Source organism: Frigoribacterium sp. NPDC087798 (assembly GCF_044742985.1).
Lineage (GTDB): Bacteria > Actinomycetota > Actinomycetes > Actinomycetales > Microbacteriaceae > Frigoribacterium.
Genome location: NZ_JBIUVP010000001.1, coordinates 1,157,140 through 1,183,415, shown reverse-complemented (window position 1 = coordinate 1,183,415; position 26,276 = coordinate 1,157,140). Strand labels below are relative to the sequence as shown.

Genomic DNA, 26,276 nt, shown 5'->3' with positions numbered 1-26,276 from the left:
GGCCGGTGCGCGGGAGGCGCGACGGGAGGCGCGACGGACGGCGCGGCGGGCCCACCGAGGGGTACCATGCGCGACCCGCGGCGGGTGGGGTACGCAGGGCCGGGCATCGCCTGGCAGCCCTGCGCGTGTCGCCCCGCACGTGCCTGGGATGGACCTCTGCCCCACCGGAACGAGGACCACATGAGCACGACGACGCGCCCCGCACGCACCCGCACGAGCACCGCCCGCACGAGCACCGCCCGCACCGACGACATCACCCGTGCCGCCGCCGACCTCTTCGGTTGGACCGACCTGCACCCCGCCCAGCTCGAGGCCCTGGAGGCGGTGGTCGCCGGCCGGGACACCCTCGCGGTCATGCCCACGGGATTCGGCAAATCGGCGATCTACCAGGTGGCCGGCGCCGTGCTCGACGGGCCCACGGTCGTCGTCTCGCCGTTGATCGCCTTGCAGGCGGACCAGGTCGCGGGACTCGTCGGACGCCCCGACGCCCCGCCCGCCGTCGCGATCAACTCGGGCCACACCGACGCCGAGAACGACGAGGGCTGGGAGCGCCTCGCCGCCGGAGAGGTCACCTACGTCTTCCTCGCCCCCGAGCAGCTCGCCCGGGACGAGACCGTCGACCGCCTGAGCGACGCCGGGGTCGCCCTCTTCGTCGTCGACGAGGCGCACTGCGTCTCGTCGTGGGGGCACGACTTCCGGCCCGACTACCTGCACCTCGGCGAGGTCGTCGAGCGTCTCGGGGGACCCACCGTGCTGGCCCTCACGGCGACCGGGTCGGGCCCGGTGCGGGACGAGATCGTCGAACGCCTCCGCCTCGACGACCCGCTCGTGCTGAGTCACGGCTTCGACCGGCCCACCCTCTCCCTCGAGGTCGTGCGGCACGAGGACGACGACGAGAAGGCCCGCGCCGTGGTCGAGCAGGTGGCCGCCTCGACGACGCCGGGCATCGTCTACGTCGCCACCCGCAAGGCGACCGAGCACTACGCCGCCGCGATCGCCGAGCGCTGCCCCGACCGCACCGTCGTGGGATACCACGGCGGCCAGCGCTCGGCCGAGCGGGGCGAACTGCACGAGCGGTTCCACGCGGGCGAGGTCGATGTGGTCGTGGCGACGAGTGCGTTCGGAATGGGCATCGACAAGCCGGACGTCCGGTTCGTCGTGCACGCCGACGTGCCCGACTCGCTCGACTCGTACTACCAGGAGATCGGCCGGGCCGGGCGCGACGGCGACCCCGCCACCGCGACGCTCCACTACCGCCCCGAAGACCTCTCGCTGCGCTCGTTCTTCGCCTCCGGCCTCCCCGGGCGCGCGGACCTGCGGGGCGTCTTTACCGCGCTCTCGGCGGCGGGTCGGCCCGTCCGGCGATCGGAGGTGTCGGACCAGCTGGCCCTCGGCGCGCGCACGGTCTCGCGCCTCATCGACCTGCTGCTCGAGGGCGGTGCCCTGGCCGAGTCGTCGAAGGGGTTCGAGCCGGTCGACGGCTTCGACGCCCGCAGTGCCGCCGAGGCGGCGCGCGGGGTCGCCGAGACCCGCGACCGGGTCGAGCGCTCGCGCATCGAGATGATGCGCACCTTCGCCGAGGCGCCCGGCTGCCGTCGGCACTTCCTGCTCGGCTACTTCGGCGAGGACTCGCCCGAGCGGTGCGGCAACTGCGACGGCTGCCGGGCCGCCGAGAGGGCAGGCGGCCCCCGGGAGGCGCGCGGAGGCGAGCAGGACGACGTCACCGACACCGCGCCTCCTGCGTTCGCGCCCGACGCGCGCGTCGTGCACGCGACCTGGGGCGAGGGCACCGTGATGAGCACGGACGCCGACCGCATGACGGTGTTCTTCGAGAGCGAGGGCTACAAGGTGCTGGCCGTCGCCGACGTGCTCGCGCACGACCTGCTCACGCCGGCCTGACCGGCTCGACGGGCTCGCCGGCGGCGGCGAGGACGGTGGCGATCGTCCGGGGGTGGGCCAGCACCCGGAAGTGGCCGCCCGCGTGGAGGCGCACGTTGACGGCGCCGGGCAGTTCGCTGCCCTCGGGGATGTGGGGGTCGAACTCGCCGAAGACCGAGGTGATGCGGCCGTTGACCGACTCGTCCCGTGCGAGCCGCATCGTCGTCGCGTCGCGGGGTGAGAAGGCCCGGAGGGCGGGCAGCACCAGCCAGGTGGCGTAGCGCGACCCCGAGAACGGCGAGCAGACGGCGACCATCGACCGCACGCGGCGGGTCTCGTCGAGCAGCGCCATGACGTACTTGCCGATCAGGCCGCCCTTGCTGTGGGCGACGATCACGACGTCGGTGAGTCCGTGTGCGAGCAGGTAGGCGGCGACGTCGCGGGCGGTGGCCTCGACCGGGCGGCTGTTCCACCGCAGGTCGTCGAGCACGTGCACGGGGTGGCCCTCGGCGTGCAGGCGTTCGATCATCGGTCGGAGGAAGGCCCAGGTCTCCCACACGCCGGGGACGACGAGCACGGGCCGACCGGTGCCGCCGAGGTAGCGCTCCGGGTCGCGAGGACTCGTGACGGCCCTCACCTGCCAGACGGCGGCGTAGGCGTAGTCCTGCACCCACCACACGGCGTGACGGACGAGCACGGGGAGGCGGGGCACCACCCCGACCCTAGGCGTCGTCGTGCGGGACGTCCCGGCTCAGACGCTGTCGGGGTCGAGGACGAGCGTCGTGCCCGCGAACAGGTGCTGCGCGTCGTCGATGACCTGGAGGCCCTGGTTCATGTAGAGGAGCGCCGAGACCGAGATGCCGAAGCGCCGGGCGACGGCGTCGATGAGGTCGTCGGGCGCGACGGTGTACCGCTTGGGCGAACCGGACGCCGTGGTCGCCTCGAGCGCTCCCGTGGCGAAGGCCACCGCACCCGAGTCGACCGGGGCGATGTTCGTCCCACGCGGCGGCACCGACCAGGCGACCGGGGCGACGGCGAGCACCTTCCCGGCCGAGATCTCGACGGGGACGTCCGGGGAGGTGCTGGTCGAGTGGACGACGAGGGTCGAGAGGTACGACGGCTGGGTGACCGCTCCGAAGCTCCAGGACGCCGATGCCGGGGTCGCGGTGGGCCCCCCGATCTCGGAACCCCCGTCGCCTCCGAAGGTGATGCCGTCGCCGACGGACGGAGCGACCTGGTAGAACGACACCCCCACCGGCACGGGCAGGCTCGAGGTGAAGTCGGTCACGTCGGTCGTGTAGGTGCCGTCGCCGGTGGCGACCACCCGGTAGTGGAAGTGGATGCTGCCCTTGGGGGACGCCACGTCGGACTCGGCGACGACCGTGCCCGCGGGCACCGGGGTGATGAACGGCGCCGGAACTGCAGCATCCTCGGGCGGCGGGGTGGCCGCCCGGGGCGAGGGCGTCGCGGGGGCGGTCGGCATCGGCGACGGGGAGGCACTCGGGGAGGGTGTCGAGGTGCGGGCGATCGTGGTCGGGCTCGCGGACCCGGTCGGTGCCCCGGCCGCGAGCGGGGCGGAGCCGTTCGTGGACAGGACCGCGCTCACGACCACGGCGACGAGGGCCGCGGCGGCGACGCCGCCGATGACGGCGAGGCGGCGACGGCGGGACCGGGGGACGGGTTCGCCGTCCTGGTCGTCGTCGGTCGCGCCGACCGGGTCGGCCGAGGCAGCGCTGGCGGCGCTGGCGGTGGTGGCCGAACCCGCGGTGCCGGGGTGCGACCAGGCGACGAGTCGGGGTCCGGCAGCGTCCGTCGCGTCGACCGTGACGGCGTCGTCGTCGGTGGACGCGGGGGGCGCGAAGGGTTCGTGACCGGGCGTGACTCCCTCGTCGTCGCCCGCCCCCGGTGTGTGTCGTGCCATGGTGCCCCCTCGGCGACGATCCTAGGCGACGGCGTGGACCGGGTCGAGACCGATCGGTCGGGTCCCGGCCCGGGTACGAACCTGGAACAGCCTGTGAACCCCGGCGGCCCGCGGACACCCGGCCTACCGTCACGGGTGTACCGGGTCAGTCCGGTCGACCGACAACCAGGAGGTACGTCATGTCCGTTGGTGACAAGGCAAAAGATTTCGTCCAGAAGGCCGCCGGCAAGGCCGAAGAGGCCGTCGGCAAGCGCACGGACGACGAAGAGCTCACGAAGCAGGGTCACAAGGACCAGCACATGAGCGACGAGCGTCTCGAGACCGAGAAGGCCAAGGACGACCTCGGCAAGAACTGATCGTCCCGCCGACCCCGGTCGGCACCACGAAGGGCCCGGCATCCGCGGATGCCGGGCCCTTCGTCGTCCCGGCGGAGACCGGGGAACGAGCGGGTAAAGGTGCAGAGTGTGCAAGAACCTGGCCGAGCGTGCTTCGGTGGAGGCATGAAGCGTCCGTTCCGTTCCCTCGTCCCCGCCGCGGTCGTCGTGGCGTCCTTCGCCGTCGTGCTCTCGGGCTGTTCGGCGCCGGGCGGCCCCGAGGCGACGGCGGCCCCCACCACGACCGTCACGGCCTCACCGACGACCGGCTCGTCGGCGACCGACTCGCCGACCAGCGCCTCCTCTCCCACGGCGACGCCGGGTCCCGACGGGGCGTCCGGCGGCGGTGGCGACCTGGGCGACGGCGCCCCGGGCGACGCGTCCTCGCGGTGCACGGTGGGCGAGCTCACCGCCGAGATCGCCGACGGAGGCGGGGGTGCGGCCGGCAGCTACGGCGTCGCCATCGTCCTGACCAACGGCGGTCAGCGCTCCTGCACCCTCCAGGGCTGGCCCGGTGTCTCGTTCGTCGGGGACGGGAACGGCACCCAGATCGGCGCCTCGGCCGCGCTCGACCGCGCGACGCCGCACGAGGCCCACACGCTCGCCCCCGGTGCCGAGGTGCAGACGATCGTGCAGATCGCCCAGACGGGGAACTACGACGCGTCCGAGTGCCGCCCGCAGGCGACCGACGGGTTCCGCGTCTACCCGCCCGGCTCGCTCGAGTCGATCTTCGTCCCCGCCTCGGGGTCGAGCTTCGAGGCGTGTGCGAACGCCCGGGTGCAGCAGATGAGGGTGAGCGCCCTGGCCACCTTCTGACGGCACGCGGGTCCGGCGGCACGCGGGCTCGGCGGCATCGTCTCCGGGCGGGCGTGGTTCGTCCTTCCGAGTCCGACGCCCCGACGTCGCGGGACCCGACGACGGGCGAGGTCATCCTCGAGCTGCACGGCCTGCGACCCGCGGAGGACGCGTGCCGACGCCGGGCGTTCGTACGCTGGCACCTCCTCGAAGGAGAGCTGCCATGCCCGAGACCCGACTCGACCGCCCCGCCTCGCCGACCGCCCGACGGCAGGGGGGCCGGGCCGCGACGATCGTCCACGGCGCCGGTCGGGTCGCCGCGGTGGCGGCCGGAGCACTGGTGCTCGGCGGACTGACGAGCCCGGCACAGGGCGTCCTGCCCGAATGGCTCGGCGGTTTCGCGAACTCGTCCGGTGGCTGGTCGATCCTCGTCTTCGCGCTGGTCCTGACCACGCGGGCCCGTCCAGCCCTGTCGGCCGTCCTGGGTGCCGTGGCGTTCGTGCTGCTGGTCGAGGGCTACCGGATCGTGTCGGGATGGCGCGACTTCCCTTATGACGAACCGTTCCAGAACGTCTTCACGATCCTCGGTCTCCTCGTGGGCCCGGTGATCGGCGTCAGCGCCGCACTCCTTCGCGCGTCGTCGCCGACCCGGCGCACCCTCGCGGTCGTGCCGCTCTCGACGGTGCTCGTGGGGGAGGGGCTCTACGGGCTCGTCGTCCTCGACCAGGGACCGGGCGCGATCTACTGGGTGCTCCAACTGGTCCTCGGCGCGGGCTTCCTCGCCTGGGGCACCATGCGGACCCGGTCGTCCGTCCCGTCGTGGGTGCCCGTCGTCACGGCGGGGTCGGTGGTGGCCCTGTCGATCCTGTTCGTCGTCGCGTACACGGCCCTCCCTCGCCTGCTGATGTGACCGGCCGGGTCGTTCCTCCGCCGGGACTCGACCCGCCCCTCCCCGGTGGCCGACGATGCCGGCGCCGACGCCGGCGCCGGCGCCGACGCCGTGCCGGTGTCGCGGTGTCGGCGATTCCTGGCTGGTGCTGCGGCGGGGTGTCGGGATCGGCGTGGGACGGGTGCGGCCGTGACGGGAGCTAGGACTTGCCGACGGGGTCTGACGCTGGGGCCGGGGATGGGGCCGGGACCGGTGCCTGGGTCAGTGGCGCTGGCGGTCGCGGTGTCGGCGATTCCTGGCTGGTGCTGCGGCGGGGTGTCGGGATCGGCGTGGACGGGTGCGGCTGTGACGGGAGCCAGGACTTGCCGACGAGGTCTGGTGCCGGTGGCGGTGGCGGTGGCGGTGGCGGTCGCGGTGTCGGCAACTCCTGGCCGGTGCTGCGGCGGGGTGTCGGGATCGGCGTGGGACGGGTGCGGCCGTGACGGGAGCCAGGACTTGCCGACGGGGTCTGACGCTGGGGCCGGTGCCGGTGCCGGTGCCGGTGCCTGGGTCAGTGGTGCTGGCGGTTGCGGTGTCGGCAATTCCTGGCTGGTGCTGCGGTGGGGTGCGTGGATCGGCGTGGGACGGGTGCGGGCGTGACGGGAGCCAGGACTTGCCAACAGGGGGACGGGACGCACGCTCCACTTCGGGGCCTAGAGACGCGCCTCGGTGCGTCGCGGCTTGAGCCGGGCGGGCGCATCGGAGGCGGCGACCCACTCGCAGGTGAAGGCGCCGCGGTAGCCGAAGAGGAACCCGAGGCGGTGGTTGTGCACCTCGAGGTCGACGTGGAACGACTCGTCGTCGTCGGACCACCACTCGTGCAACTCGGCCCGACCGCTGAACAGCATCGGGAAGCGGAACGAGACGGGGCCCTCGTGGAAGCGCTGCGCCCCGGATCGCAGCACGAGGCCGCCGCGGTCGTCGACCGACAGGTCGAGGTCGACCGCGAGGTGCTGGTGCGTGCCGAGGTAGTCGAGCACCCGCCTCCGGTCGAGCACCATCGTCGCGTCGAATCGGACCGGCCGTCTTCCCGCGCGGCGGCGCGGCACCGAGTACGAGCGGACGAAGGTGACCGTCTCGCGTCCGAGTGCGTCGCGGTACGGGTAGTTCTCGATGACGAAGGGCACGTCGTGGCCGACGTCGGGCACCAGGATGTTGCGCAACCGCCCGATCTGCAAGAACGGCACCGTCCACCACGGGCCCCGCCGGATCGACGACATGACCCCCCGGCCCACGCAGGCCTCGCCCGAGTCGAGACCGACGCCGAAACGTCGCTGCATCATCGGGTGCAGACGCGTGAAGTCCTCGCCGAGGGCCCGCTCGAAGATCGACGTCATCGGGGTGACCGCCTCGCGGGGTCGGGCAGCGCGGCCAGGGTGACCGGCGCCTCCTTCAGGTGGTCGCCCGCGCGCGTGCCGCCGGCGGGCGCACGCAGGGTGCGGGAGGCGCGGGGGCGGTCCGGACGCCAGAACGCGAGAGCGCAGGCGAGCGGCCACCGCTCGGGTTCGCGGCCGGTCTCGAGCCAGAGGCGCAGGCGGTCGAAGCTGTACGCCGTCGCCCAACCGAGCAGCGGACGCACGACCAGGTCGAGCGGGCCCCAACCCGGGTCGTAGTCGTAGCCGGTCACGAAGCGCGTCCGTCCGTCGGCGGTGGGGACGAAGCGCCAGTACCCGCGACCGGCCCGGATCGGCGAGAGGACGTCGTCGGTCGCGAAGCGCAGGGCGGACGTGCGCGAACCGTCCCGGCCGTGGCGCTCGCCGATGCTGACGCCCGTGCCCCGGACGGTGTGGACGGGCGTACGGCGGACGTAGCGGAACGGGGTCGACCCGTCGGCGTCCGGCGGCCCGGGGGTGATGCTCGAGAAGCGGACGTCCCAGCGGACGTGCTGGGCGGAGTCCTGGGTGGCGGCCCAGACCCGGTCGAGGTCGGCGTCGATCACGGTCTCGACGTAGATCTGACGTTTCCCCACGATGGCGAGGCTAGGGCATGGTGACGGCCGGGTGGACACCCCGCGACGCAGGTCACGGCCGGATCTAGGCTCACCCCATGGGCGAGAGCTTCGCGACGGTCCGCGACGCGTTCGGGGCGGCGGCGCGATGGTTCGCCGAGACGGTGCACGAGCTGGACCGGCCGCCGGGCCTCTGGGACGCCCCGGCCCTCGGCGAGTGGAACCACCGCGACCTCGTCGGCCACACGTCGCGGGCCCTGCTCACGGTCGAGCAGTACCTGCGGCCCGGGTCGTCGGATTCCGGCCACCGGACCGTCGACTACTACCGGGCGGTCCGGTGCGGCCGTGCCGTTTCGGACGAGGTCGCCGAGCGGGGGCGGCAGGCAGGACGGGACCTCGGCGCCCACCTGCCCGAGAGCGTCGACGCCGTCGTGCGACGGGTGACCGGCGTGGTGGCCGCACGGACCGCGGACGCGCGGGTGGAGACGCCGGTCGGCGAATGGCGGCTCGAGGCGTACCTCCCGACGCGCGTCGTCGAGCTCGTGGTGCACACGGGCGACCTCAGGGCGGCCGCCGGGCTCGACGGGCAGGCGCCCGAGGTCGCGGGTCGTCAGGCGCTGGTGGTACTCGGGGCCCTCGTGGCCGATGCTCCGTGGGCTGACGCGCCGCGCCTCCTGACGGCCCTGACGGGTCGCTCGGCGCTCGCCGCCGGGTACACGGTGCTCTGACGGGGCTACCGGTCCGCTGTCGGACGACGGAGCGGGCCCTCGCGGGTCCGGGTTCGACTTCGGTGTCGGTGTCGGTGTCGGCAAGTCCGGGCTGGTGCTGTGGCTGGGTGGCGGGATCCGCGGGGGATGGGCACGGCCGCGACAGGAGTCAGGATTTGCCGCCCTGGGATGCGACGCGTGCTGCTGGCGAGGGGGTGGGCAGGCGGGCGTCTGGGTCGGAGTGGACACCGAGTTCGCCACCGGTCTCGGTGTCGGCAACTCCGGGCCGGTGCTGCGACGGAGTACCGGGACCACCGGGGGAGGAGAGCTACCGCGACGGGAGCCAGGAGTTGCCGACGGGGGGCGCTGCCGGTGTCGGTGTCGGCAGTTCCGGGCCGGTGTCGCGGCGGGTGTCCGGATGGAACGGATGGCGGGGTCACACCCTTCAAGGGAACGGCCGAGCCTGTCGTGGACGGATCACGTCGCCGTCGAGTCGTCGACCCGCTGGAAGAGGACGTGGTCCTGCCAGCGGCCCGCGATCTCGAGGTAGGACGGTGCGATGCCGTACTGCTCGAAACCCGCCTTCTGCAGGACCCGCTGTGAGGCGACGTTGTGACGGAGCGTCCCCGCCTGGACACGGTGGAGGCCGGCGTCGCCGAACGCCCAGTCGACGGCCTCGCCGACGGCCGAGGTCATGATGCCGCGCCCGTTGCGGTCCTCCGACAGCCAGTAGCCCAGGTCACAGGACCGGAAGGGGCCACGGGCGATCCCGCTGAGGGTCAGCCGGCCCACCACGGCACCCTCGTCGACGATGACGAACGGCTGCGCCTCACCCCGGGATCGTTGCGCCAGCAGCGACGAGATCACCGACAGCTGCCCCTCGGGCGTGAAGTAGGCGTCACCGCGCACGGGGTCCCAGGGCGCCAGGAATTCACGGTTGCGCGTCAACGCCCGGGCCAACTCGGGGGCGTCTCGCGGCTCGATCAGGCGGAGGTGGGAGGACACGGGTTCACGGTACCGCCGGAGACGCGGCCCGATGCCGTCGTCGTCGCCGTCGCCGTCGCCGTCGTCATCGGGACGGCGTCGGGTTCGTACTCGTTCCACGGGGCGCCGTCCTCCGTGCCGGGCTCCAGTCCGCAGGGGTCGAGTGCGTCGAACTCGACGAGCACCCGGTCGACGAGGTCACGCCAGGCCTGACTGCGGCGGGGTTCGTCGACGTCCGCCTCTCGTCGACGGAGCAATCCGCGGACGGCCCTCACCGCGCCTCCGGACGCCCGGCCTCGTCGAGCGCGCGCAGCAGCGCCTCGCCGTCGCGCACGTCCACGAAGGTCATCGGCAGCGGGGCCATGACCCCGTCGAGACCCGTGTTGGTCAGGCCGCGCTGCCGTGCGCCGAACGGGGTGTTCCCCGTGATCGAGTCGGTCCAGTCGACGCTGACGTGGGTGCGGTCCCGGGACCACGAGACCTCCTGGTTCTGCTGCTTCGCCGGCGCCTGGTGGACGGTCGACCCGACGACCAGGAACGACCTCTGGTCGGTGACCGCGTAGCCCGTCTTCGCCTTCCGGGCCCGCTTGAGCAGGAACCTGCCGACCACGAAGAAGAGGCCGATCGCCACGAAGACCCCACCGAAGGCGACGAAGAACCACGATGCCCCGTCGCGCAGCGCGGAGACCTCCCAGAAGATCGCGAACCCGCACCACAGCAGGCTGAACGGCACGAGGAACAGGTCGTTGCGACCGAAGGTCACGCTCTCGTCCGGGCCGCCCGACCAGAGCAGGTGCTCGCCGGGGCGCAGCTCCGGCTGGACGAGGGCACGTCGGTCGTCGGGCACGCGGGCGTCGGGAGCGCTCATGGTCGAGAAACTACCGTGACGCGTCCGCCGCCGTCACCGCGCCCGGGCTGGGGTGCCGTCAGGCCCGGGGCCGGTCGAACCGGGCGCCGCCGGGCTTCGGGCCGAGCAGCGACAGGATGAAGATGACGAATCCGCCGAGGTACGGGACGAGGTTGATGAGCAGCAACCACCCGCTGAGGTCGATGTCGTGGAGTCGCCGCGCTCCGAGGGAGAGGAACGGCACGATCGTCCCGAAGAAGAGGATCGCGAAGACGAAGCCGAAGGGAATGGAACCGGGTCCGGGTTCGAGGGTGCCGTCGTAGTCGGTCGTGCTCCCCGGGAGGCCCGCGAGGAACCCGACGATGCCGAGGACGAAGTAGAGGACCGTGTTCGCGAGGACCACCCACCAGTACTCGCTGCGGCTCGCGCGCCCCGTGAAGTCGGCGTACTTGAGGAAGAACCGCTTCACCGCGACGACCGGGCCCGCCCCGTACAGCGGCGCCCAGAGGGGGACCGCACCACCCGGGCCGGAGGGCGACCCCTGCGGCGGCTGTCCGTACGAGGGCTGTGGGGGGAGGCCGTACCCGGGCTGCTGCCCGTACGGCGGAGGCGTCGGCTGCCGGTAGGGCGGCTGCTGCGGCTGCTGCGGCTGCCCGCCCCGCTGGTCCGCTCCGTCGTTCTGGTCGCTCATGAGATCCCCCTCGTCCGCGCCGCCCACCGCGACCCGACCACCCTACCGAGCGGGGGCGTCGTACCATCGGACCGTGCAGACACCGGCCGTCCTCCGTGACGATTCACCCGAGGCCGCCGCTCTCCTCCGCGCCGGGTGGACCGTCGCGGCCCGGTCGTTCGGTGCCCGGCTCGACGGCGACCGCCTCGACCGTGACCGCCTCCGCGCCCTCGCGTCCGGCAGGGTCGCCGACGTCACGATCCGCGAGCTCGGTCCGCACGACGTCGACGACGTCCTCGCTCTCGACGCGCAGACCCTCGACGACTACCCGGGCAGCGTGGCCACACGGCACGAGCCCTTCGACCGGTCGTCGGCGACACCCGGACCGACCCGCCGGGCCTGGGGTGCCCTCACGTCGACGGGTCGCCTCGTCGGCCTGACCGTCGTCGACCTCGACGGTCCCACCGCCGAGACGGACGTCACCGTCGTGCATCCCGATCACCGCGGTCGAGGCCTCGCGGCGGCGGTCAAGGCCGCGTCGGTGCTGGCCCTCCTCGACGCCGGCGTGCTCCGCTTCCGCACCGGAGGTTCGGCCGACAACCCCGCCATCGTCGCCGCGAACGCCACCCTCGGCTACGTCGTCGACGAGGGCTGGCTCACCCTGGTCGCACCCACCCCCTGAACGTCGGTCGAGTGGTCCCGAACCGTCCCTCGTCGGTCGACGAAGGACGATGGGGGACCACTCGACGCGGCCGCGAGAATGAGTGCGTCGGACCCCGGAATCAGCCCCAGCCGCCGAGGTAGGCGGCGACGCTCGGCTCGCCCGTGACGGGCGTCAGCCAGTCCACGGAGGCGCGGTGCGAGACGAACGCGACGCCCGCCCCCCAGCGTCGGGCGCGCAGGGCGGCGCGGCGCGACTCGATCGTCACGAGCACGCGGCCCGACGGGTCCGCCAACTCGAGCGTGCCGAGCGACCCGACGCCCACCGCGTCCGTCGCCGTCCGCAGGTCGCGCGCGACGTCGTCCCCGAGGCCGACCGCAGCGGCCAGGGCCTGCACCCGGGCGTCGTCCGAGCCGCCGGCCTCCACCGCGGGCAGCACCCGCACGGGCCCGTCGAGCGTCACGAGCACCCGGGCACCGGCCAGCGCCGCGGCGGCAGCGTCCGACGAGCGGCCCCGCACCCGCTGGTCCGCCTCGAAGACCGGGGCCACGTCGTCCGGCACCACGACCGTCACGTCCGGCATCGCCGCCAGCACGCTGTCGACCGCCACGAACGCCGCACCGGCCGAGATCGACGTCCCGACCGAGGTGACCAGGTCGACGCAGACGTCCACCGCGCGACTCCGCACTCCGAACCCACGCGAGCCGCGCACGGCGATCAGGTCCGCGAGGCGCAGGGTCTCGCCGTTCTTCTCGACCTGACGCCGCGCCTCCTCGTCCTCGCGAGCGACCGCCGCCGCCGCCGCCGACCCCGCCGAACCCCCCGACCCCGACCCCGCCGACGCGCGGCCGGCACTCGTCGCCCGTCCCGCCCAGTCCGGCCCGTCGTGCCACGCCACGGCGCCCGGCACGTGCGCGAACACGCCGCCGGCGAGCCACGCGCGGTGGGCCCACTCCCAGTCCTCGCCGCCGTAGCTCGTGAACGACTCGTCGAAGCCGCCGACCTGGTCGAAGAACCAGCGGGTGCAGCAGGTGACCGCCCCGATCAGGTGACGGTACGACCGGTCGTCGGCGTGCAGCAGGTCGGCCGACCAGCCGTACGCCTGCTGCAACCAGCGCGGCTGCTCCAGCTCGTGGGCCGGCCCTGCCACCTCGACCGGCTCCGACACCGGCACGGCCACGCCGTCACCGGCCCCGCCGTCACCACCCAGCACCCCCGCGAAGTCCGCGTGCTTCCGCTGGCCGACCGTCACCGCCTCGGGGGCGAGCGCCGGCAGTCGGGTCAGCCGCAGCACGTAGTCCGGCTCGGGTGACGTGTCGGCGTCGACGAAGCACAGCACCGATCCCGACGACGCGGCGACGCCGACGTTGCGGGCGGCCGAGAGCCGGAACCCGAGGTCCTCCTGCACGATCAGCCGCACCCCCTCGGGCACGGTGGGTGGCGTCGGCGATCCGTCGTCGACGACGATCACCTCGAGCCGTTCGGCCGGGTAGCTCTGACGCGCGAGCGCCGCCAGCGTCCGGTCGAGCTCGGCCTGCTGCCGGTAGTGCACGACGACCACCGACACGAGCGGCGGCAGGTCGGGCCACACCCCGTCGAGGGCGTCCCACGCGTTGCCGACGACGAACCGCCCACCCGCAGGAGGCGCGGTGTCGGTCGCGTCGGACACCGGCGACCCGGCGTCGCGGCTCACCAGCGCACCCCCTCGGCCCACCACGCCGCGTAGGCGTCGGCCACCTCGTCGAGGCCGGGCAGGGTCCGGGCGTCGTCGTCGAGCCAGGTCGACGCCGGGTCGGCCAGGGCGGTCGCGATCGCCGCCGCCAGACCGCCGTCGGGGTAGAGCGTGAGCGTGCCCGGCCGGAGGGCGGCCATCTCCCGCGAGTACCTCGTGTCGGGCACGAGCGGTCGTCGCCCGGCCGCGATCCAGGTCGCGATCGATCCGGAGGCCGACACGTGCTGGTGCGCCGCCACGGGCACCGACGCGCGCCGGGCGCGATCGAGCAGCGTCGCGTCGTCGAGGTAGCCCGTCGCGCCGAACGGCACGCCGAGCGCTGCCGCCTCGTCGACCAGCTGCTGCAGCTCGGCCTCGTGCCCCGAGGAGGCGCGGCCGAGCGCCACGACGCCGGTCGCCCGCGCGTCCGGTCGCGTCGCCCCGCTGCCGCCCCGGTCGCCGGCGGCGTCGAGCCGCGCGGCCGCGAGTCCGGCCACGGCCGCCACCACCTCGGCGTGCCCCTTGCCCGGGTAGAAGAAGCCGATGACCGCGACGTCGCCGTCCGGCTCGGGGAGCCCGGCCGGCCCGGCGGGCCCGGGGAGCCCGGCCGGCCCGGTCCGCTCCGCCGGCAGGGGGTGCCGGTCGACCGGCAGGGGGATCACCTCGACCGGGCCGTCGAAGCCGACCCACTCGCGCAACAGGGAGCGCTCGTGGTCGCTGTTGACCACGACGCCTCGCGCGGCGGCCACCACGCGACCGTAGGCCTCACCGCGCCTCCTCAGGTTGCGCTCGCCGTCCGACGGCTGCGGCAGGTCGTGCAGGGTGACCGTGAGCGCCGTCGTGTCGGCCAGGTGCTCGACGACGTCGGCCGCTGCGGCCGGCGAGGGGCCCCAGAGCCGGTCGGTGAACTGCAGGTGGGCCCGCGGGACGCCGACGTCGACGCTGTCGGCCGGGCCCGCATCGACGCCCCCGTCGATGTCCGGCACGTCGAGCAGGTCGGCGACGTCGAGGGCGAGGTGCCGACCGGTGCGGGCCTCCACCGTCGCGGCGATCTGGGCCGCGTAGGTCGCGACGCCGTGCTGCGGATCGTGGTGCGTGACCACCACGGGCAGCTCGACGAGGTCGATCGTGGCCGCCGCACCGTCCCGCGCGGTCGACCGGGCCGAGTCGCGCGCGGTCGCCTCGCGGGTCGAGGAATCGGCCGCCCCGCCGCTCACGCCGCACCCCACAACGCGAACGTGTCGGCGTGCCGGGCCAGCGCGGCCTCGACCGCGTCCGGGTGCTCGGCGTACCAGGCGAGGTGTGCCCGGCGGACCTCGTCGGCGTCGACGCGCTCACCGCCGACGACCCAGTGGTCGGTCGCCTCGTCGTCGAGGCCCCAGGCGTCGATCACCGCCTGCTCGCGCGGGGCGTGCACGCTCGAGAGCACGGGTCGGCCCGGGTCGACGACGTGCTCGGGCAGGCCGAGGCGCTCGCGGACGCGCGAGGCGAGGGCCGTCCAGACCGGGTTGCCGGGATGGTTCAGGGTGCGCATCTGGTCGAAGCGCGGCGTGCCGGCCCCGTCGTCGCCCGCGCCGACCTCGAACAGGTCCGACGCGACGACGCTGTCGTGGGCGACCTCGCGCTTCCGCAGCTCGGCCAGCGACTGCTCGGCGACCGACCGGACGACGGCGGGCGTCAGGGCGCCTCCCGGGAGGGGCCGCCCGGCGGCCTCGGCGATCAGCCGGACGTCGTGGTACTCGACCACGGGCGGCACGAGCGAGACGTCGCTCGGCGGGCGCACGATGACGTGCGCGGGGTAGAGGCCCGCGAACCGGACGACGGGCACCCGGACGACCCGCGCCTCCCGGGGCAGCATCGCGGCCAGCTGGGCCGTGCCGAGCGGGAGGTCGTGGTAGTCGTCGCGCACCGGTTGCGAGACCAGCAGCCCGGCCCGGCCGAGCCACCGGCCGAGCTGCGGCAGGTCGGCGGCCGTGAGCTCGTGCACGGGCGGCATCCGGACGGTCCTGAGGCCCCCGCCGTCGAGGAAGATCCGCAGCGACTCGGCCTGGCAGTTGCCCACCACGAGGGCGATCGCCCCGTCGCCCTCCGGCTCGCTCAGACCGTAGAAGTCGCCGTAGTGACGGGTGCGGCCGTCGGGTTCGGTTCGCTGTTCGGACATGCTTCCCTCCGGCCCGCGCTCGGAACGGACAAAGGGGGTCGCGCGGGCCTATGTTGAGTCAACAGCGACTTCCCCGGTCGCGTCATCCTTTCCCGCCGCCAGCCCCGGCACACCTCACCCGCATCGTCGCGGGTGCTCGTCGTCCCGCGAGACAGGCCTCGCGCCGGTCCGCCACGGCGAGCGACCTGATCACGCCGAGGAGGCCCCGATGACCCATCACGCCCCGACGTCGCCGTCGACCACGGCCCCCGCGTCCGACGAGACCGTCGTCGTCGCGCCCCTCCGCGTGGCCTCCGTCCCGGCCGGCCACCCGTACGTCCGCTCGTTGCTCGACCCCGACGACGCCTCCGGCCGCGTCGTCCACCTCGCCGACCCGCTGCCCGACCCCGCCGAGCCGGACCGCTGGTGGCCCCCGGTGGTGCTGGACGCCGACTGGCTCCGCGCCCACGCCGACGAGATCGACCTGCTGCACGTGCACTTCGGCACCGAGTCGTACCCGACCGACCACCTCGTCGCCGTCGTCGAGGCCCTGCGCGACCTGCGCCTGCCGCTCGTGTACACGGTGCACGACCTGACGAACCCGCAGCTCGTCGACCAGGCGCCCCACGTCGAGCACCTCGACGTGCTGATCCCGGCCGCCGACGAGTTGATCACCCTCACCGACGCGGCCGCCGACGAGGTCGAGGCCCGGTGGGGTCGTCGCCCGACCGTCATCGCGCATCCGGCCATCGTCGACCCCGAGGTCGAGCTGCCGGTCGGCACACCTGGTGACACGGTCGTCGTCGGGGTCCACCTCCGCGACCTGCGCCCCAACGTCGCGGGCGTCGAGACCGTCCGCACCCTGCTCGCGGCGGTCGACGCCCTGCGCGCCACCGGTGCCGCCGTGGAGGCGCGGGTCGACCTGAACGAGCGCGTGCGCGACCCCGAGCAGGCCGAGCGCATCCGCGAGCTCGTCCGGGCCGCCGGCCCGTCGGCGTCCCTCGCCGAGCACCCGCGCCTGACCGACGCCCGGCTCGAGCGGTCGCTCGCCGACCTGGACGTCTCGGTGCTGCCGTACCGCCACGGCACGCACTCGGGCTGGGTCGAGCTGTGCTGGGACCTCGCCGTCCCGGTCGCCGCGCCCCGCGTCGGCCACGCCGCGGCGCAGCACCCCGACCGTGGGACCACCGCCTCCTTCGACCTCGACGACCCCGCGTCGCTGGCCGCGGCCGTCATCGCCCTGGTCAGCCCGCAGGCCGTCGACGAGACCGCCGACGCACACGACGCCCCGGCCCGGGTGCCGGCCTCGCGCCGCGGCACCCCGCACCGCGCCGCCCTGCAGCGGCAGCGTCGGTCCGTGCGGCGACGACAACGCCACGACGTGGCCGCCGCGCACCTCGCGGTGTACGAGCGCGCCCTCGCGGCGGTCGCGGCGGTGACGGCGTGACCCGCGCCTCCCGGCCCCTGCGCATCGTCGTCGTGGCGCCCCTGCGCTACCCGATCCGCGAGCCGTTCGCCGGCGGCCTCGAGTCGTCGGTCCACCACCAGGTGCGCACCCTGCGCGAGCGCGGCCACCGCGTCTCGCTGATCGCCACCGAGGGATCCGACCACCTCGACCAGAGCCCGCCCGAGTTCGTCCTGCCCGCCGTGGTCTTCGACGACCCGGCCGAGGCGACCGACACGACCTACCCCGTCGGCTACCTCGAGCGCGCGCTGCCGGCGCTCGAACGCGCCCTGCAGTTCGTCGCCGACCACGCCGACGACTACGACCTCGTCGACAACCACAGCCTGCACGGCGCCCCGCTCGCCCGGGCCGACCGCATCGGCGTGCCGATGGTCAGCACCCTGCACACGCCGACCCTGCCCGCCATGCTCGCCGCGCACCGCTCGTCCACCGGGCCGCGCAGCCGCTTCGTCGCCGTCAGCGGCCACACCGCCGCCGCCTGGGCGAGGGAGGGCGTCGAGGCGAGCGTCCTGCCGAACGGCGTCGACACCGAGCGCTGGGGCTTCGGACCGGGGGGCGACGACCTCGTCTGGTCGGGACGCATCGTCCCCGAGAAGGGGCTGCACCTCGCCCTCGAGGTCGCCCGTCGCGCCGGGCGCCGCCTCGTGATCGCCGGCCGCATCGGCGACGTCGACTACTTCGAGACCGAGGTCGCCCCGCACCTCGGAGCCACCGCCCACTACGTCGGCGAACTGCGCCAGCCCGAGCTCGCGGCCCTCGTCGGCCACAGCGGCTGCGCCCTCGTCACGCCCGTGTGGGAGGAGCCCTTCGGCCTCGTCATCGCGGAGGCGCTGGTCACCGGCACGCCGGTCGTCTCGTTCGCCGTCGGGGGAGTTCCCGAGGTCGTGGCGGGTTCGGTCGGGGCCGCCCTCGTCCCCGCCGGCGACCTCGACGGCATGGCGCGCGCGGCCGACGACCTGCTGCGCCGGGTCGGGACGGACGCCGACGCCCGCCGCACCGTGCGGCAGGACGCCGTCGACCGGTTCTCGCTGCGAGCCCGGGCCGCCGTCCTCGAGCGGCTGTACGCCGACGTCGTGGCCTCGGACGAGCGCGTGCCGGGCACGTCCGCCGTCGCCGCGACGGAGGCGACCGGCGTGGGTGGCCGACACCGTGCCTCCTCGTCCCTCGCCGGCGGCCTGTCGGCCGTGCGCCCGGCCGGCACGGGCCGACGGGTCGTGACGGCGTGACCTCGACGGTCGCCCGCCCCCTCGTCGGCTGGTACGTGCACCACCACGGCGCCGGGCACCGCACCCGCTTCTCGGCCGTCCGGCCGCACCTCGACGCCGACGTCGTCGTCTTCAGCTCGCTGAGCGCCCCTGTCGACCTGCCGGACGACACCACCTGGGTCGAACTCGAGCGCGACGACGCCCCGACCACGGGCCCGGACGGCGTGGTCCGTCACCCCGCCGACGCCTCGCCGACCGTGGGCGGCCTGCTGCACTGGGCCCCGGTGGGGCACCCCGGGCACGCCTCCCGCCTGAGCCGCATCGCCGGGGAGATCGCCGGGGCCGCGGCCGGCGGGCGCCCCTTCGACGCGATGGTCGTCGACGTCTCGGTCGAGGTGACGCTCTTCGTGCGGCTGCTGGGCGTCGAGGTCGTCGTGGTCTCGCAACCCGGCGACCGCACCGACGAACCCCATCGACTCGCGTACGACGCCGCGTCGCGCGTGATCGCTCCCTGGCCTGCCGGGACGCACGACTCGTCGGCGCTCGACCGGGTCGCCGAGAAGGTGCGCTGGGTCGGCGGGATCTCGCGGCAGGACGGGCGCGGGGCCTCGGACCGCGGGTCGGCCGTCGTCCCCGGCAGCGTCCTCTTCGTGGGCGGTGCCGGCGGCAGCGACCACGGGGACCTCTCGGCCGCGGTCGCCCGCGCGGCTCGGGCCACGCCCGGCACGACCTGGTCGGCCCTCGGGCTCGACACCTGGGTCGACGATCCGTGGTCGGCCATGACCTCGGCCGAGGTGATCGTGACCTGGGCCGGCCAGAACACCGTCGCCGACCTCGCCGCCCTCGGCGCACGTGCCGTGGTCGTGCCGCAGACCCGACCCTTCGACGAACAGCTCACGACCGCCCGGGCGCTCGACCGGGCCGGTCTCGCCGTCGTGGCGCCGTCCTGGCCCGCCGACGACGAGTGGCCGTCGGCGGTCGAGCGCGCCCGGGGGCTGCGGCCCGACTGGTCGACGTGGCAGGTCGAGGGGGCTGCCGCCCGCGCCGCCGCGGTGGTCGTCGAGGTGGCCGGTCGGGGCACGCACGGCGTCGGCCCCGCGTGCGCCGAGCCCGCCGCCGGTTCCGACCCCGCCGTCGGCACCGACCTCGCGGGGGTCGCCTCGTGACCGTCGTGGTGGTGACCCTCGCGTCCGCCACCCGCATGAAGCACGTCGCCAACCAGCTACGGTTCGTCCGGCAGGTGGCGCCCGACGCCGGCCACGTGGTCGTCTGGCTCGACGAGACCCCCGCTCCCGACGTGCCCGCCCTGGCCGGGGTCACGACCCTGCACGTCCCGCCGGGTCCCGACGGCCTGCGCCTCGCCGCCGGACGCAACCGCGGAGCCGACGCGGCCGTCGGTCACGGCGCCACGCTCATCGTGTTCCTCGACGCCGACTGCGTCCCCGGCCCCGATCTCTTCCGCCACTACGAGCAGGCGGCGCTCGACCACCCGGGGGCTCTCCTGAGCGGACCCGTCACCTACCTGCCCGAGGGGTTCGTGCTCGGCACCGGCGAGGGGCTCGAGGGGGCGACCGCTCCGCACGCGGCGCGACCCGCGCCTCCTGCGGGGACGACGCTCGTCGCGGGCACCGCGGACTATCCGCTGTTCTGGTCGCTGTCGTTCGCGGTGACGCCGGACGCCTGGGCGCGGCTCGGCGGCTTCGACGAGCGATACGAGGGCTACGGCGGCGAGGACACCGACTTCGCCTTCACCGCTCGCTCGCTCGACGTCCCGCTCGTCTGGGTCGGCGGCGCCCACGCGTACCACCAGTACCACCCGACGTCGTCACCGCCGTGGCGCCACCTGTCCGACGTCGTGCGCAACGGCGGCCTCTTCGCCGCGCGGTGGGGCGAGTGGCCGATGGGTGGCTGGCTCGACGCGTTCGAGCGGGCCGGCGCGGTGCGCCGGGCGGCCGACGGCGGCTGGACCCTCGTCGAGGGCGCGGCCGTCCCGAGCTGACCCGCCCCGGGCTGACCCGCCCCGGGTCGCCGGGCCGAGTAGCCCGCCCCGAGTCGACGCGCCGGGATCGCACCGCCGACTGAGCATCGCACCGTCGAAGTGGGCGGTGCGACGTCCAGTCGGCGGTGCGACGCCACCCCGCGGAGGCGCGGCGCGGCCGGGTCAGTCGAGCGTGCCCTGGTCGGACGACTTCTTGTGGGCGATGGCGTCGCGTTCGGCGGCGAGCGACGCGACGGTGGCCGGGTCGAGGGCGTCGTAGTCGACGAACGGGTCGGGCTGGCCCGTCTTGTCGGCGACGACCGCCGAGTAGGCCGAGACGGCGAGTCGCAGCTTGGCGGTCGCCCGACCGGCACGCTTGCTCGACAGCGGTTTCTCTTGCATGACCTTGCGGTGGTGGTCGAGCGCCTCGACGAGGTCGCGGTGGGCCGTCTTGAGCTTTTTCGCCATGTGACGATCATGCCCACCCGGGGCCGATCTGCCAACACGGTCGTGGCCGCGGGGGACCGGCCGGGGGACAAGCCGCCGCGGGGGAGGAAGCTAGGCCCGGGTGCTTTCACAGCGGGCGGCCACACTGCCGTAACCTCCCGGGCGGACCATCAGGCATGATCTCGCTGACCGGAGTGATCCGCCCCACCGACGAGGTGGCCGTGCTGCACGTCGTCGAGCAGAAGCTCCGGCGGCACTTCCCGGCGTTGAGCGCCGCGTCCGAGGTGCTCGTGCTGCAGGCCTGGGGCCTGCCGGTCCGCGTCACCGAGCAGTTGGCGCGGCTGCGGCTCGACGTCGTCGTGGGCGACCAGGACGAGGCGGCCACGTTCCGCGACACGGTCGGCGCCGAGTTGCGTGGCTGGTCGGGGTCCGGCTCCCTGCGGGTCGACTGGACCGAGGACGTCCTCCCCGCCGTCGCGCCGGCCACGCTCGGCGAGACCGCCTGACCCGGTTGGCCGGGGACGACGGCGGGGCGACCTCCGGGGTTTCCCGGCCCGCGCCTCCTATGCTTCGTCCCGACGAGGGTCTCCCGAGCCCTCTCTCGCCGAGGGGGCGCGCATGACCGACGACGGACGCACCGAGCGGGCCCTCGACGGCCACGACGACCCCGCCGATCGAGGAGGCGCGGTGCGGCAGGGCGGGATCGCCCGCCACGGTCGCCTCCGCCGTGGGCACCCCGTGGCGTTCGCGGCGAAGGTGACGGCGGCCGCGCTGGCCGTGGTCCTCGTCAGCACGACCTCGATCGCGGCCATCGCCACGTGGCAGGTGCTGCAGGGCGCGAGGCCCACGGTGCAGCTCGCCGGACCCGACGGGTCGTCCGCCTCGCCGGTGCCGCAGCTGACGGCGCAGACCGGTGAGGTGAACCTGCTGCTGATCGGCACCGACACCCGCGAGGGGCTGGGCACCGGGTTCGACGACGCCGCCAACCAGCAGGCCAGCTCGGGGGCGGGCAAGAACGACTCCACGGTGCTCGTGCACATCTCCGAGGACCACACGAACATGGCGGTCGTGAGCTTCCCGCGCGACCTCATCGTGCCGATGCCGGCCTGCCCGAACGACGACGGCACGGTCAGCCCGGCGACCTCGGGCGCGATGCTGAACACCGCGCTGGGACGCGGCGGACCGAAGAACGGGCTGTCGTGCGTGGCCCAGACGATCGGACAGCTGACCGGATTGCAGATCGACTACGCGGGATCGATCACGTTCGAGGGGGTCGTGTCGATGGCCGACGCCATCGGCGGCGTCGAGGTGTGCCTGGCGACGCCGATCCGCGACACCGAGGTCCAGCCCGCGCTCGACCTCCCGGCCGGCACGCGGACGTTGTCGGGGGCCGAGGCCGGAGCCTTCCTCCGCTCGCGCTACGGGGTCGGCGACTCGAGCGACCTCGGGCGGATCAGCAACCAACAGACGTTCCTCTCGGCGCTCGCCCGGCAGACGGTGTCGGCGGGGACGCTGACCGACCCGACCAAGGTGTTGGCGATCGCGAGGGTGGCGTTCGCGAACATGACGCTGAGCGACACGCTGGCCGACGCGTCGACCCTCGCCAAGCTCGCCCTCGCCGTGAACACGGTCGGGCTGTCGAACATGGTCTTCGTGCAGTACCCGGCGGTGGACGACCCCGCCGACCGCAACCGCGTGCTGGTCGACGAGTCGGCGGCCGCGGTGCTGGACGACGCCCTGCAGCGCAACCTGCCGCTGACCCTCTCGGCGGACAGCCTCGGACGGTCGGCGGTGCTCGACCCGGCCGCCCCGGCCGCGCCGGGTGTGTCGGCGTCTCCGTCCACGGGGGCCGGGGGCGAGCCGTCGGGCGAGGCGACCGACGGGGCGGTCGACGTCGTCCCGGGCGCCGGAGCGACCCCGGCGCCGACGCCCGCACCGACCTCGGCGGCCCTGCCCGGGAACGTCTCGGGCCAGTCCGCCGACCAGGTCACCTGCGCCAAGCGCGACTGACGAGGGGTCGAGTCACCTTCTTCCGGGGGTTCCCCCTGCCTTCGACGCGCCCTAGCATGGCAACCGACATGTGAACTCGAACATGTCACCTTCCGGGTGGCGTGTCGACGATCGGCGAAGGGGCCACACGATGAAGACGACCACATCGATCCGAGGGGTCGGTGCGACGGTGGCCCTGGCCATGGTCACCGCGGCCTTCGCGGCGACACCGGCCGCGGCGACACCGGCCGCGGCGACACCGGCTGCCGCGGCACCGGCCGCGGCGACGCCCACCGCCACGGAGCCGGCTGCTCCGACGTCGGCCCCGGCTGCCGCCGCCTCGACCGCGACCGTCGACCTCGACATCGAACGCCGCGCCGACGGCAGCGGCCCCTTCACGCCCGCCGAGGGCCCCGGTGCCGACGCCGGCGCCTCCAACGGCATCGTCCGCACCTTCGACGCCATCACCTACCGCGTCACCGTCAGCGCCAACGGCGGCTCGGTGACGAACGAGCGGTTCACCGTGACCGCACCCGACGGCACCACGTGGGCCGGGATGCCGAACACCTGCGAGGTCGACGGCTCCGCGATCGTCGGCCCCGAACTCACCTGCAACGTCGGCACCGTCGGCGAGGGGCAGGTCCTCGCGACCCCGGTCGTCCTGACCATCGACTCCCGGGCCGGCGGCGACACGGTCGCCATCACGGGCACCGTGACCGGTGACGGCGTCGCCGAACCGGCAGGGCCCGTCACATCCGTGGCGACGACGGTCTCCGCGGCACCGCGCTTCGACCTCGCGAAATCCGTCGCGAACTCCACCTTCCACCCCGGTGTCGTCGGCCCCGACGGAACGGAGGGGACGGTCCTCCAGTACCCCGTGACCGTCGCGTGGGAGCCCGTGGTCGCCGGGCAGGGGCTCCTCGGCTACGAACGCTCGAGCGGCACCTTCACCTTCCAGGACGACGTCTCCCGGATGTTCGGCGACCTGCCGTCCCCCGCGGTCCTCGTCGGCCACGACGGGCGGGCCGCCTGCGGGCTCAACGACGGGCGCACCTTCCCGGTCCTCCCCGGCGGCAGCGGGGGGAGGTCCACGACGGTGCTGCACTCCGGCCGCTTCGAGTGCACGCAGTCCGCTCCGGGGCAGCCCGTCGAGGTGACCATCACGGGCACCGACACCGACATCACGCCGTCGAGGGGCATCCCCTCGCAGAGCGCCACCGGCCAGCCGATCCAGGGGGGCGTCAAGCCCTACGTGATCAGCGGGTACATCAGCATCTGGGTTCCCGCCCTCGATGCCGGCCAGTCCCTCATCGCGACCAACACCTTCACCCAGCTGCAGACGACGGGCATCAGCGGTGCGTCCAACTTCCCGGGCTCGACCGAGCCGCTGGCGAACAACTCGGTCGACCGCAACCTGTCGTTCTTCGTCCCGGGAGGGGGCTTCAAGCACCTAGGCCAGACCCGGGCGGACGGCTCCACCGCCGTCGGCTCCGCGAAGTCGGGAGACCCCTACGTCACCCCCGGGACGCGCCTCCGCTCCCAGGTCTCCCTCGCGAACAGGGGCGTCTCGGATTACGTCGGAGCGATCGCCTGCGACGTCTACGACAACCGCTTCCAACAGCTGACGACGCTGTTCGGCGAGCACGCCACCACCAACGGCTGGAACGAGGGCGTCCGCATCGAGTACGCGGCGTTCTCCTTCACGGACCCCACCGTCGGTCGGGACGCCACGTGCGACGACTCCGACGGTCCCTGGTACGACAGCCCCGACGACGTCCCCGGCGGTGTCGACGCGATCGGGAAGATCCGCGCCGTCGGGACGGTCGCCGGTGGGCGGGCCGGCAACCTCTTCAGCTACTTCGAGGTGCAGGCCGCCCCGAACGACACCCGCGTCCACGACTTCGGCTCGTTCTTCGACGGCACGAGCGCCTGGGTCCACGACACGGCGCCCGCGGCCAACGGTGTCGGGCCGCTGGCCGACAGCGTCATCGTCACGCAGGTCAGGGCCCGGGTCGTGAAGAAGGTCGTCGACCCCGGCACCACCGCCGAGACCACCCCCGACAAGACCGCGTTCGTCGTCGCCGGCACGAGCATGGACTACGCCCTCTACCCGACGCTGACGAACGCGACGGAGGGGGGCCGCCCCCAGGTCCTCACCGTGACGGACGTCCTGCCCGCGCACACGACGTACCAGCGTGGCTCGAGCTCCCTCGAACCGACGAGCGTCGAGACCACGACGATCGACGGTGAGCTCCACGAGTCGATCGTCTGGACCCTCGAGGACGTCGTCCCCAACCGTCCGATCGCGCCCCTCACGTACCGGCTCGACGTGTCCGGGACGGCCCCGCCGGGGTCCGTGAACAACACCGCCCACGTCGCCGCCGACGACGACCTGTCGCCCGAAGGGCTCCGCACGGCGCTCCGAGGCGTCCGCGTCGAGTCCTCGAGCGGCATCGGCGTCCAGAAAACCGCGGAGGAGCCCACCGTCGTCGTCGGCGACGACCTCGTCTGGACGCTCGAGTACCGCAACACCGACTCCGTCCCCATCGCGGCCGTCGACCTGATCGACGTCCTGCCCACCGTCGGGGCCAGCGGGGGGCAGGTCGACCTCGCCGCCCCGGTCGAGGTCGACCCCGACGCCGGTGAACGCGTCCGCTACACGACCGCCGCCCCGGGCGGCATCTCCTTGGACGGCGACGACCCGAGCAACGCCCCCGGGGGCGACACCGCCTGGTTCGACGCGTCCCGCATCGGGACGGGCGGCGACCAGGTGGCGCTCGAGGACGTCACCGCCGTCCGCATCCAGCGGACCACGGCCGTCGACGTCGGCGAGGTCGTCACGCACGACCTCACCGCGGCGACGACGGAGGCACGTGACGGGGACGTCGTCACCAACCGGTTCGGCCTGCGCGCGACGAACCTCGCGCTCGCCGCGTTCTCGAACCGGGCCGCCATCACCGTCGTCGCCGGAGCCGTCGGCGACCGCGTGTGGGACGACGCGGACGCCGACGGGCTCCAGGGGCCTGCCGAGGCCGGCATCCCGTTCCTCCCGGTGACCCTCACCGGCACCGACGACCGGGGCCGTCGGGTCGAGCGGGGCACCACGACCGACGTCGCGGGCACGTACGTCGTCGACGGGCTCCGCCCGGGGGCGTACACCGTCGCCTTCTCCTCGCTGCCCGACCGGGTCTGGACCGCACGCCACCAGGGAGACGACGACACCGTCGACTCCGACGCCGGGCTCGACGGAACCGCGACGGTGGCGCTCTCGACCGTCCTCGAGGGGGACGAGCTCGTCGGGGTCGACCGGGACCTCGGCATCGACGCGGGCCTCCTGCCGGCCGTCGACCCGGGGGAGCCGGTCGATCCCGGTGTGCCGGTCGACCCGGGTGCCCCGGTCGACCCGGGCGCCCCCGTCGACCCGGAGGCACCCGTCGATGCCGTCGGTGCCGCGGGCACGACCTCGGACCCGTCGACCGGGCCCGGAGCGTCACGGGGTGACCGTCTGCTCGCCTTCACGGGCAGCGAACCGGCCGTCCTCGGCATCGCGGTGCTCGGCCTCCTCGGTCTCGGTGCGCTCCTCGCCCTCGCCGCGCGGCGGCGGGACTCCTGAGCGTGTCCCGTCGCC

General features: G+C 74.3%; 25 protein-coding genes. 13 read left to right on the top strand and 12 right to left on the bottom strand.

The window, feature by feature from the left end; translation table 11 throughout:
* Positions 1–180 precede the first annotated feature (180 nt).
* Positions 181–1,899, top strand: coding sequence for a RecQ family ATP-dependent DNA helicase (locus tag ACIOSR_RS05480; protein WP_402752034.1), 1,719 nt, complete (start codon positions 181–183; stop codon positions 1,897–1,899).
* Here the strand turns inward: ACIOSR_RS05480 and ACIOSR_RS05475 are convergent.
* Positions 1,886–2,590 (bottom strand): alpha/beta fold hydrolase, encoded by a 705-nt coding sequence (locus tag ACIOSR_RS05475; RefSeq protein ID WP_402752033.1) that lies wholly within the window; start codon positions 2,588–2,590, stop codon positions 1,886–1,888. The two genes, ACIOSR_RS05480 and ACIOSR_RS05475, sit on opposite strands and share 14 nt — an antisense overlap.
* A 39-nt stretch (positions 2,591–2,629) precedes the next feature.
* Positions 2,630–3,799 carry a LysM peptidoglycan-binding domain-containing protein gene (locus ACIOSR_RS05470; protein WP_402752032.1) on the bottom strand — a complete coding sequence of 390 codons (1,170 nt, stop codon included), beginning with the start codon at positions 3,797–3,799 and terminating at the stop codon, positions 2,630–2,632.
* Between the two features lie 179 nt (positions 3,800–3,978).
* On the opposite strand from ACIOSR_RS05470, the gene ACIOSR_RS05465 reads away from it, so the two are divergent.
* The 3 genes from ACIOSR_RS05465 (at position 3,979) to ACIOSR_RS05455 (ending at position 5,878) form a co-directional block, all read left to right on the top strand.
* On the top strand, positions 3,979–4,155 hold the full coding sequence (locus ACIOSR_RS05465; RefSeq protein ID WP_157485369.1) for a CsbD family protein: 177 nt from the start codon (positions 3,979–3,981) through the stop codon (positions 4,153–4,155).
* A 144-nt stretch (positions 4,156–4,299) separates the two neighbouring features.
* Positions 4,300–4,989 carry a DUF4232 domain-containing protein gene (locus ACIOSR_RS05460; RefSeq protein ID WP_402752031.1) on the top strand — a complete coding sequence of 230 codons (690 nt, stop codon included), beginning with the start codon at positions 4,300–4,302 and terminating at the stop codon, positions 4,987–4,989.
* A 202-nt stretch (positions 4,990–5,191) separates the two neighbouring features.
* A complete protein-coding gene (locus ACIOSR_RS05455; protein ID WP_402752030.1) occupies positions 5,192–5,878 on the top strand; it encodes a DUF6518 family protein in 687 nt (228 codons plus the stop codon).
* A gap of 671 nt (positions 5,879–6,549) precedes the next feature.
* Here the strand turns inward: ACIOSR_RS05455 and ACIOSR_RS05450 are convergent.
* Together ACIOSR_RS05450 and ACIOSR_RS05445 are read right to left on the bottom strand one after the other, a co-directional pair.
* Complete coding sequence (locus ACIOSR_RS05450) at positions 6,550–7,233, bottom strand: DUF4166 domain-containing protein (protein WP_402752029.1); 684 nt, start codon at positions 7,231–7,233, stop codon at positions 6,550–6,552.
* Positions 7,230–7,865 (bottom strand): SRPBCC family protein, encoded by a 636-nt coding sequence (locus ACIOSR_RS05445; protein ID WP_402752028.1) that lies wholly within the window; start codon positions 7,863–7,865, stop codon positions 7,230–7,232. The genes ACIOSR_RS05450 and ACIOSR_RS05445 overlap by 4 nt, the downstream gene beginning before the upstream one ends.
* A 77-nt stretch (positions 7,866–7,942) precedes the next feature.
* Between ACIOSR_RS05445 and ACIOSR_RS05440 the strand changes: the two genes are divergently transcribed.
* Positions 7,943–8,572: a maleylpyruvate isomerase N-terminal domain-containing protein gene (locus tag ACIOSR_RS05440; RefSeq protein ID WP_402752027.1), complete on the top strand. Its 630-nt coding sequence runs from the start codon at positions 7,943–7,945 to the stop codon at positions 8,570–8,572.
* Positions 8,573–9,028: 456 nt separating this feature from the next.
* Here the strand turns inward: ACIOSR_RS05440 and ACIOSR_RS05435 are convergent, their stop codons facing one another.
* The 4 genes from ACIOSR_RS05435 to ACIOSR_RS05420 are packed head-to-tail and all read right to left on the bottom strand — an operon-like array spanning position 9,029 to position 11,073.
* A complete protein-coding gene (locus tag ACIOSR_RS05435; protein ID WP_402752026.1) occupies positions 9,029–9,556 on the bottom strand; it encodes a GNAT family N-acetyltransferase in 528 nt (175 codons plus the stop codon).
* Complete coding sequence (locus ACIOSR_RS05430) at positions 9,535–9,810, bottom strand: hypothetical protein (RefSeq protein WP_402752025.1); 276 nt, start codon at positions 9,808–9,810, stop codon at positions 9,535–9,537. The genes ACIOSR_RS05435 and ACIOSR_RS05430 overlap by 22 nt, the downstream gene beginning before the upstream one ends.
* A complete protein-coding gene (locus ACIOSR_RS05425) occupies positions 9,807–10,403 on the bottom strand; it encodes a hypothetical protein (protein ID WP_123570621.1) in 597 nt (198 codons plus the stop codon). Before ACIOSR_RS05425 ends, ACIOSR_RS05430 begins: the two co-directional genes overlap by 4 nt.
* A gap of 58 nt (positions 10,404–10,461) precedes the next feature.
* A complete protein-coding gene (locus tag ACIOSR_RS05420) occupies positions 10,462–11,073 on the bottom strand; it encodes a DUF805 domain-containing protein (protein WP_402752024.1) in 612 nt (203 codons plus the stop codon).
* A gap of 73 nt (positions 11,074–11,146) precedes the next feature.
* On the opposite strand from ACIOSR_RS05420, the gene ACIOSR_RS05415 reads away from it, so the two are divergent.
* Positions 11,147–11,734 (top strand): acetyltransferase, encoded by a 588-nt coding sequence (locus tag ACIOSR_RS05415; protein ID WP_402752023.1) that lies wholly within the window; start codon positions 11,147–11,149, stop codon positions 11,732–11,734.
* Between the two features lie 100 nt (positions 11,735–11,834).
* Here the strand turns inward: ACIOSR_RS05415 and ACIOSR_RS05410 are convergent, their stop codons facing one another.
* The 3 genes from ACIOSR_RS05410 to ACIOSR_RS05400 are packed head-to-tail and all read right to left on the bottom strand — an operon-like array spanning position 11,835 to position 15,585.
* On the bottom strand, positions 11,835–13,406 hold the full coding sequence (locus ACIOSR_RS05410) for a glycosyltransferase family 2 protein (protein WP_402752022.1): 1,572 nt from the start codon (positions 13,404–13,406) through the stop codon (positions 11,835–11,837).
* On the bottom strand, positions 13,403–14,641 hold the full coding sequence (locus ACIOSR_RS05405) for a hypothetical protein (RefSeq protein WP_402752021.1): 1,239 nt from the start codon (positions 14,639–14,641) through the stop codon (positions 13,403–13,405). The genes ACIOSR_RS05410 and ACIOSR_RS05405 overlap by 4 nt, the downstream gene beginning before the upstream one ends.
* On the bottom strand, positions 14,638–15,585 hold the full coding sequence (locus tag ACIOSR_RS05400) for a WcbI family polysaccharide biosynthesis putative acetyltransferase (RefSeq protein WP_402752020.1): 948 nt from the start codon (positions 15,583–15,585) through the stop codon (positions 14,638–14,640). Before ACIOSR_RS05400 ends, ACIOSR_RS05405 begins: the two co-directional genes overlap by 4 nt.
* A 208-nt stretch (positions 15,586–15,793) precedes the next feature.
* Between ACIOSR_RS05400 and ACIOSR_RS05395 the strand changes: the two genes are divergently transcribed.
* The 4 genes from ACIOSR_RS05395 to ACIOSR_RS05380 are packed head-to-tail and all read left to right on the top strand — an operon-like array spanning position 15,794 to position 20,233.
* Positions 15,794–17,011 (top strand): glycosyltransferase, encoded by a 1,218-nt coding sequence (locus tag ACIOSR_RS05395; RefSeq protein ID WP_402752019.1) that lies wholly within the window; start codon positions 15,794–15,796, stop codon positions 17,009–17,011.
* Complete coding sequence (locus ACIOSR_RS05390; protein ID WP_173151560.1) at positions 17,008–18,255, top strand: glycosyltransferase; 1,248 nt, start codon at positions 17,008–17,010, stop codon at positions 18,253–18,255. Before ACIOSR_RS05395 ends, ACIOSR_RS05390 begins: the two co-directional genes overlap by 4 nt.
* Positions 18,252–19,400 (top strand): glycosyltransferase, encoded by a 1,149-nt coding sequence (locus ACIOSR_RS05385; protein WP_402752018.1) that lies wholly within the window; start codon positions 18,252–18,254, stop codon positions 19,398–19,400. Before ACIOSR_RS05390 ends, ACIOSR_RS05385 begins: the two co-directional genes overlap by 4 nt.
* A complete protein-coding gene (locus ACIOSR_RS05380) occupies positions 19,397–20,233 on the top strand; it encodes a glycosyltransferase family 2 protein (protein WP_402752017.1) in 837 nt (278 codons plus the stop codon). Before ACIOSR_RS05385 ends, ACIOSR_RS05380 begins: the two co-directional genes overlap by 4 nt.
* A 162-nt stretch (positions 20,234–20,395) precedes the next feature.
* On the opposite strand, the gene ACIOSR_RS05375 is transcribed toward ACIOSR_RS05380, so the two are convergent.
* Positions 20,396–20,680 (bottom strand): hypothetical protein, encoded by a 285-nt coding sequence (locus ACIOSR_RS05375; protein ID WP_043595140.1) that lies wholly within the window; start codon positions 20,678–20,680, stop codon positions 20,396–20,398.
* A 155-nt stretch (positions 20,681–20,835) separates the two neighbouring features.
* Here ACIOSR_RS05375 and ACIOSR_RS05370 point away from each other — a divergent pair, with 155 nt between their 5' ends.
* The 3 genes from ACIOSR_RS05370 (at position 20,836) to ACIOSR_RS05360 (ending at position 26,261) form a co-directional block, all read left to right on the top strand.
* On the top strand, positions 20,836–21,165 hold the full coding sequence (locus ACIOSR_RS05370) for a hypothetical protein (RefSeq protein WP_402752016.1): 330 nt from the start codon (positions 20,836–20,838) through the stop codon (positions 21,163–21,165).
* A gap of 112 nt (positions 21,166–21,277) precedes the next feature.
* Positions 21,278–22,669, top strand: a complete 1,392-nt coding sequence (locus ACIOSR_RS05365) for an LCP family protein (RefSeq protein ID WP_402752015.1) — start codon at positions 21,278–21,280, stop codon at positions 22,667–22,669.
* Positions 22,670–22,799: 130 nt separating this feature from the next.
* Positions 22,800–26,261: an SdrD B-like domain-containing protein gene (locus ACIOSR_RS05360; protein ID WP_402752014.1), complete on the top strand. Its 3,462-nt coding sequence runs from the start codon at positions 22,800–22,802 to the stop codon at positions 26,259–26,261.
* Positions 26,262–26,276 lie beyond the last annotated feature (15 nt).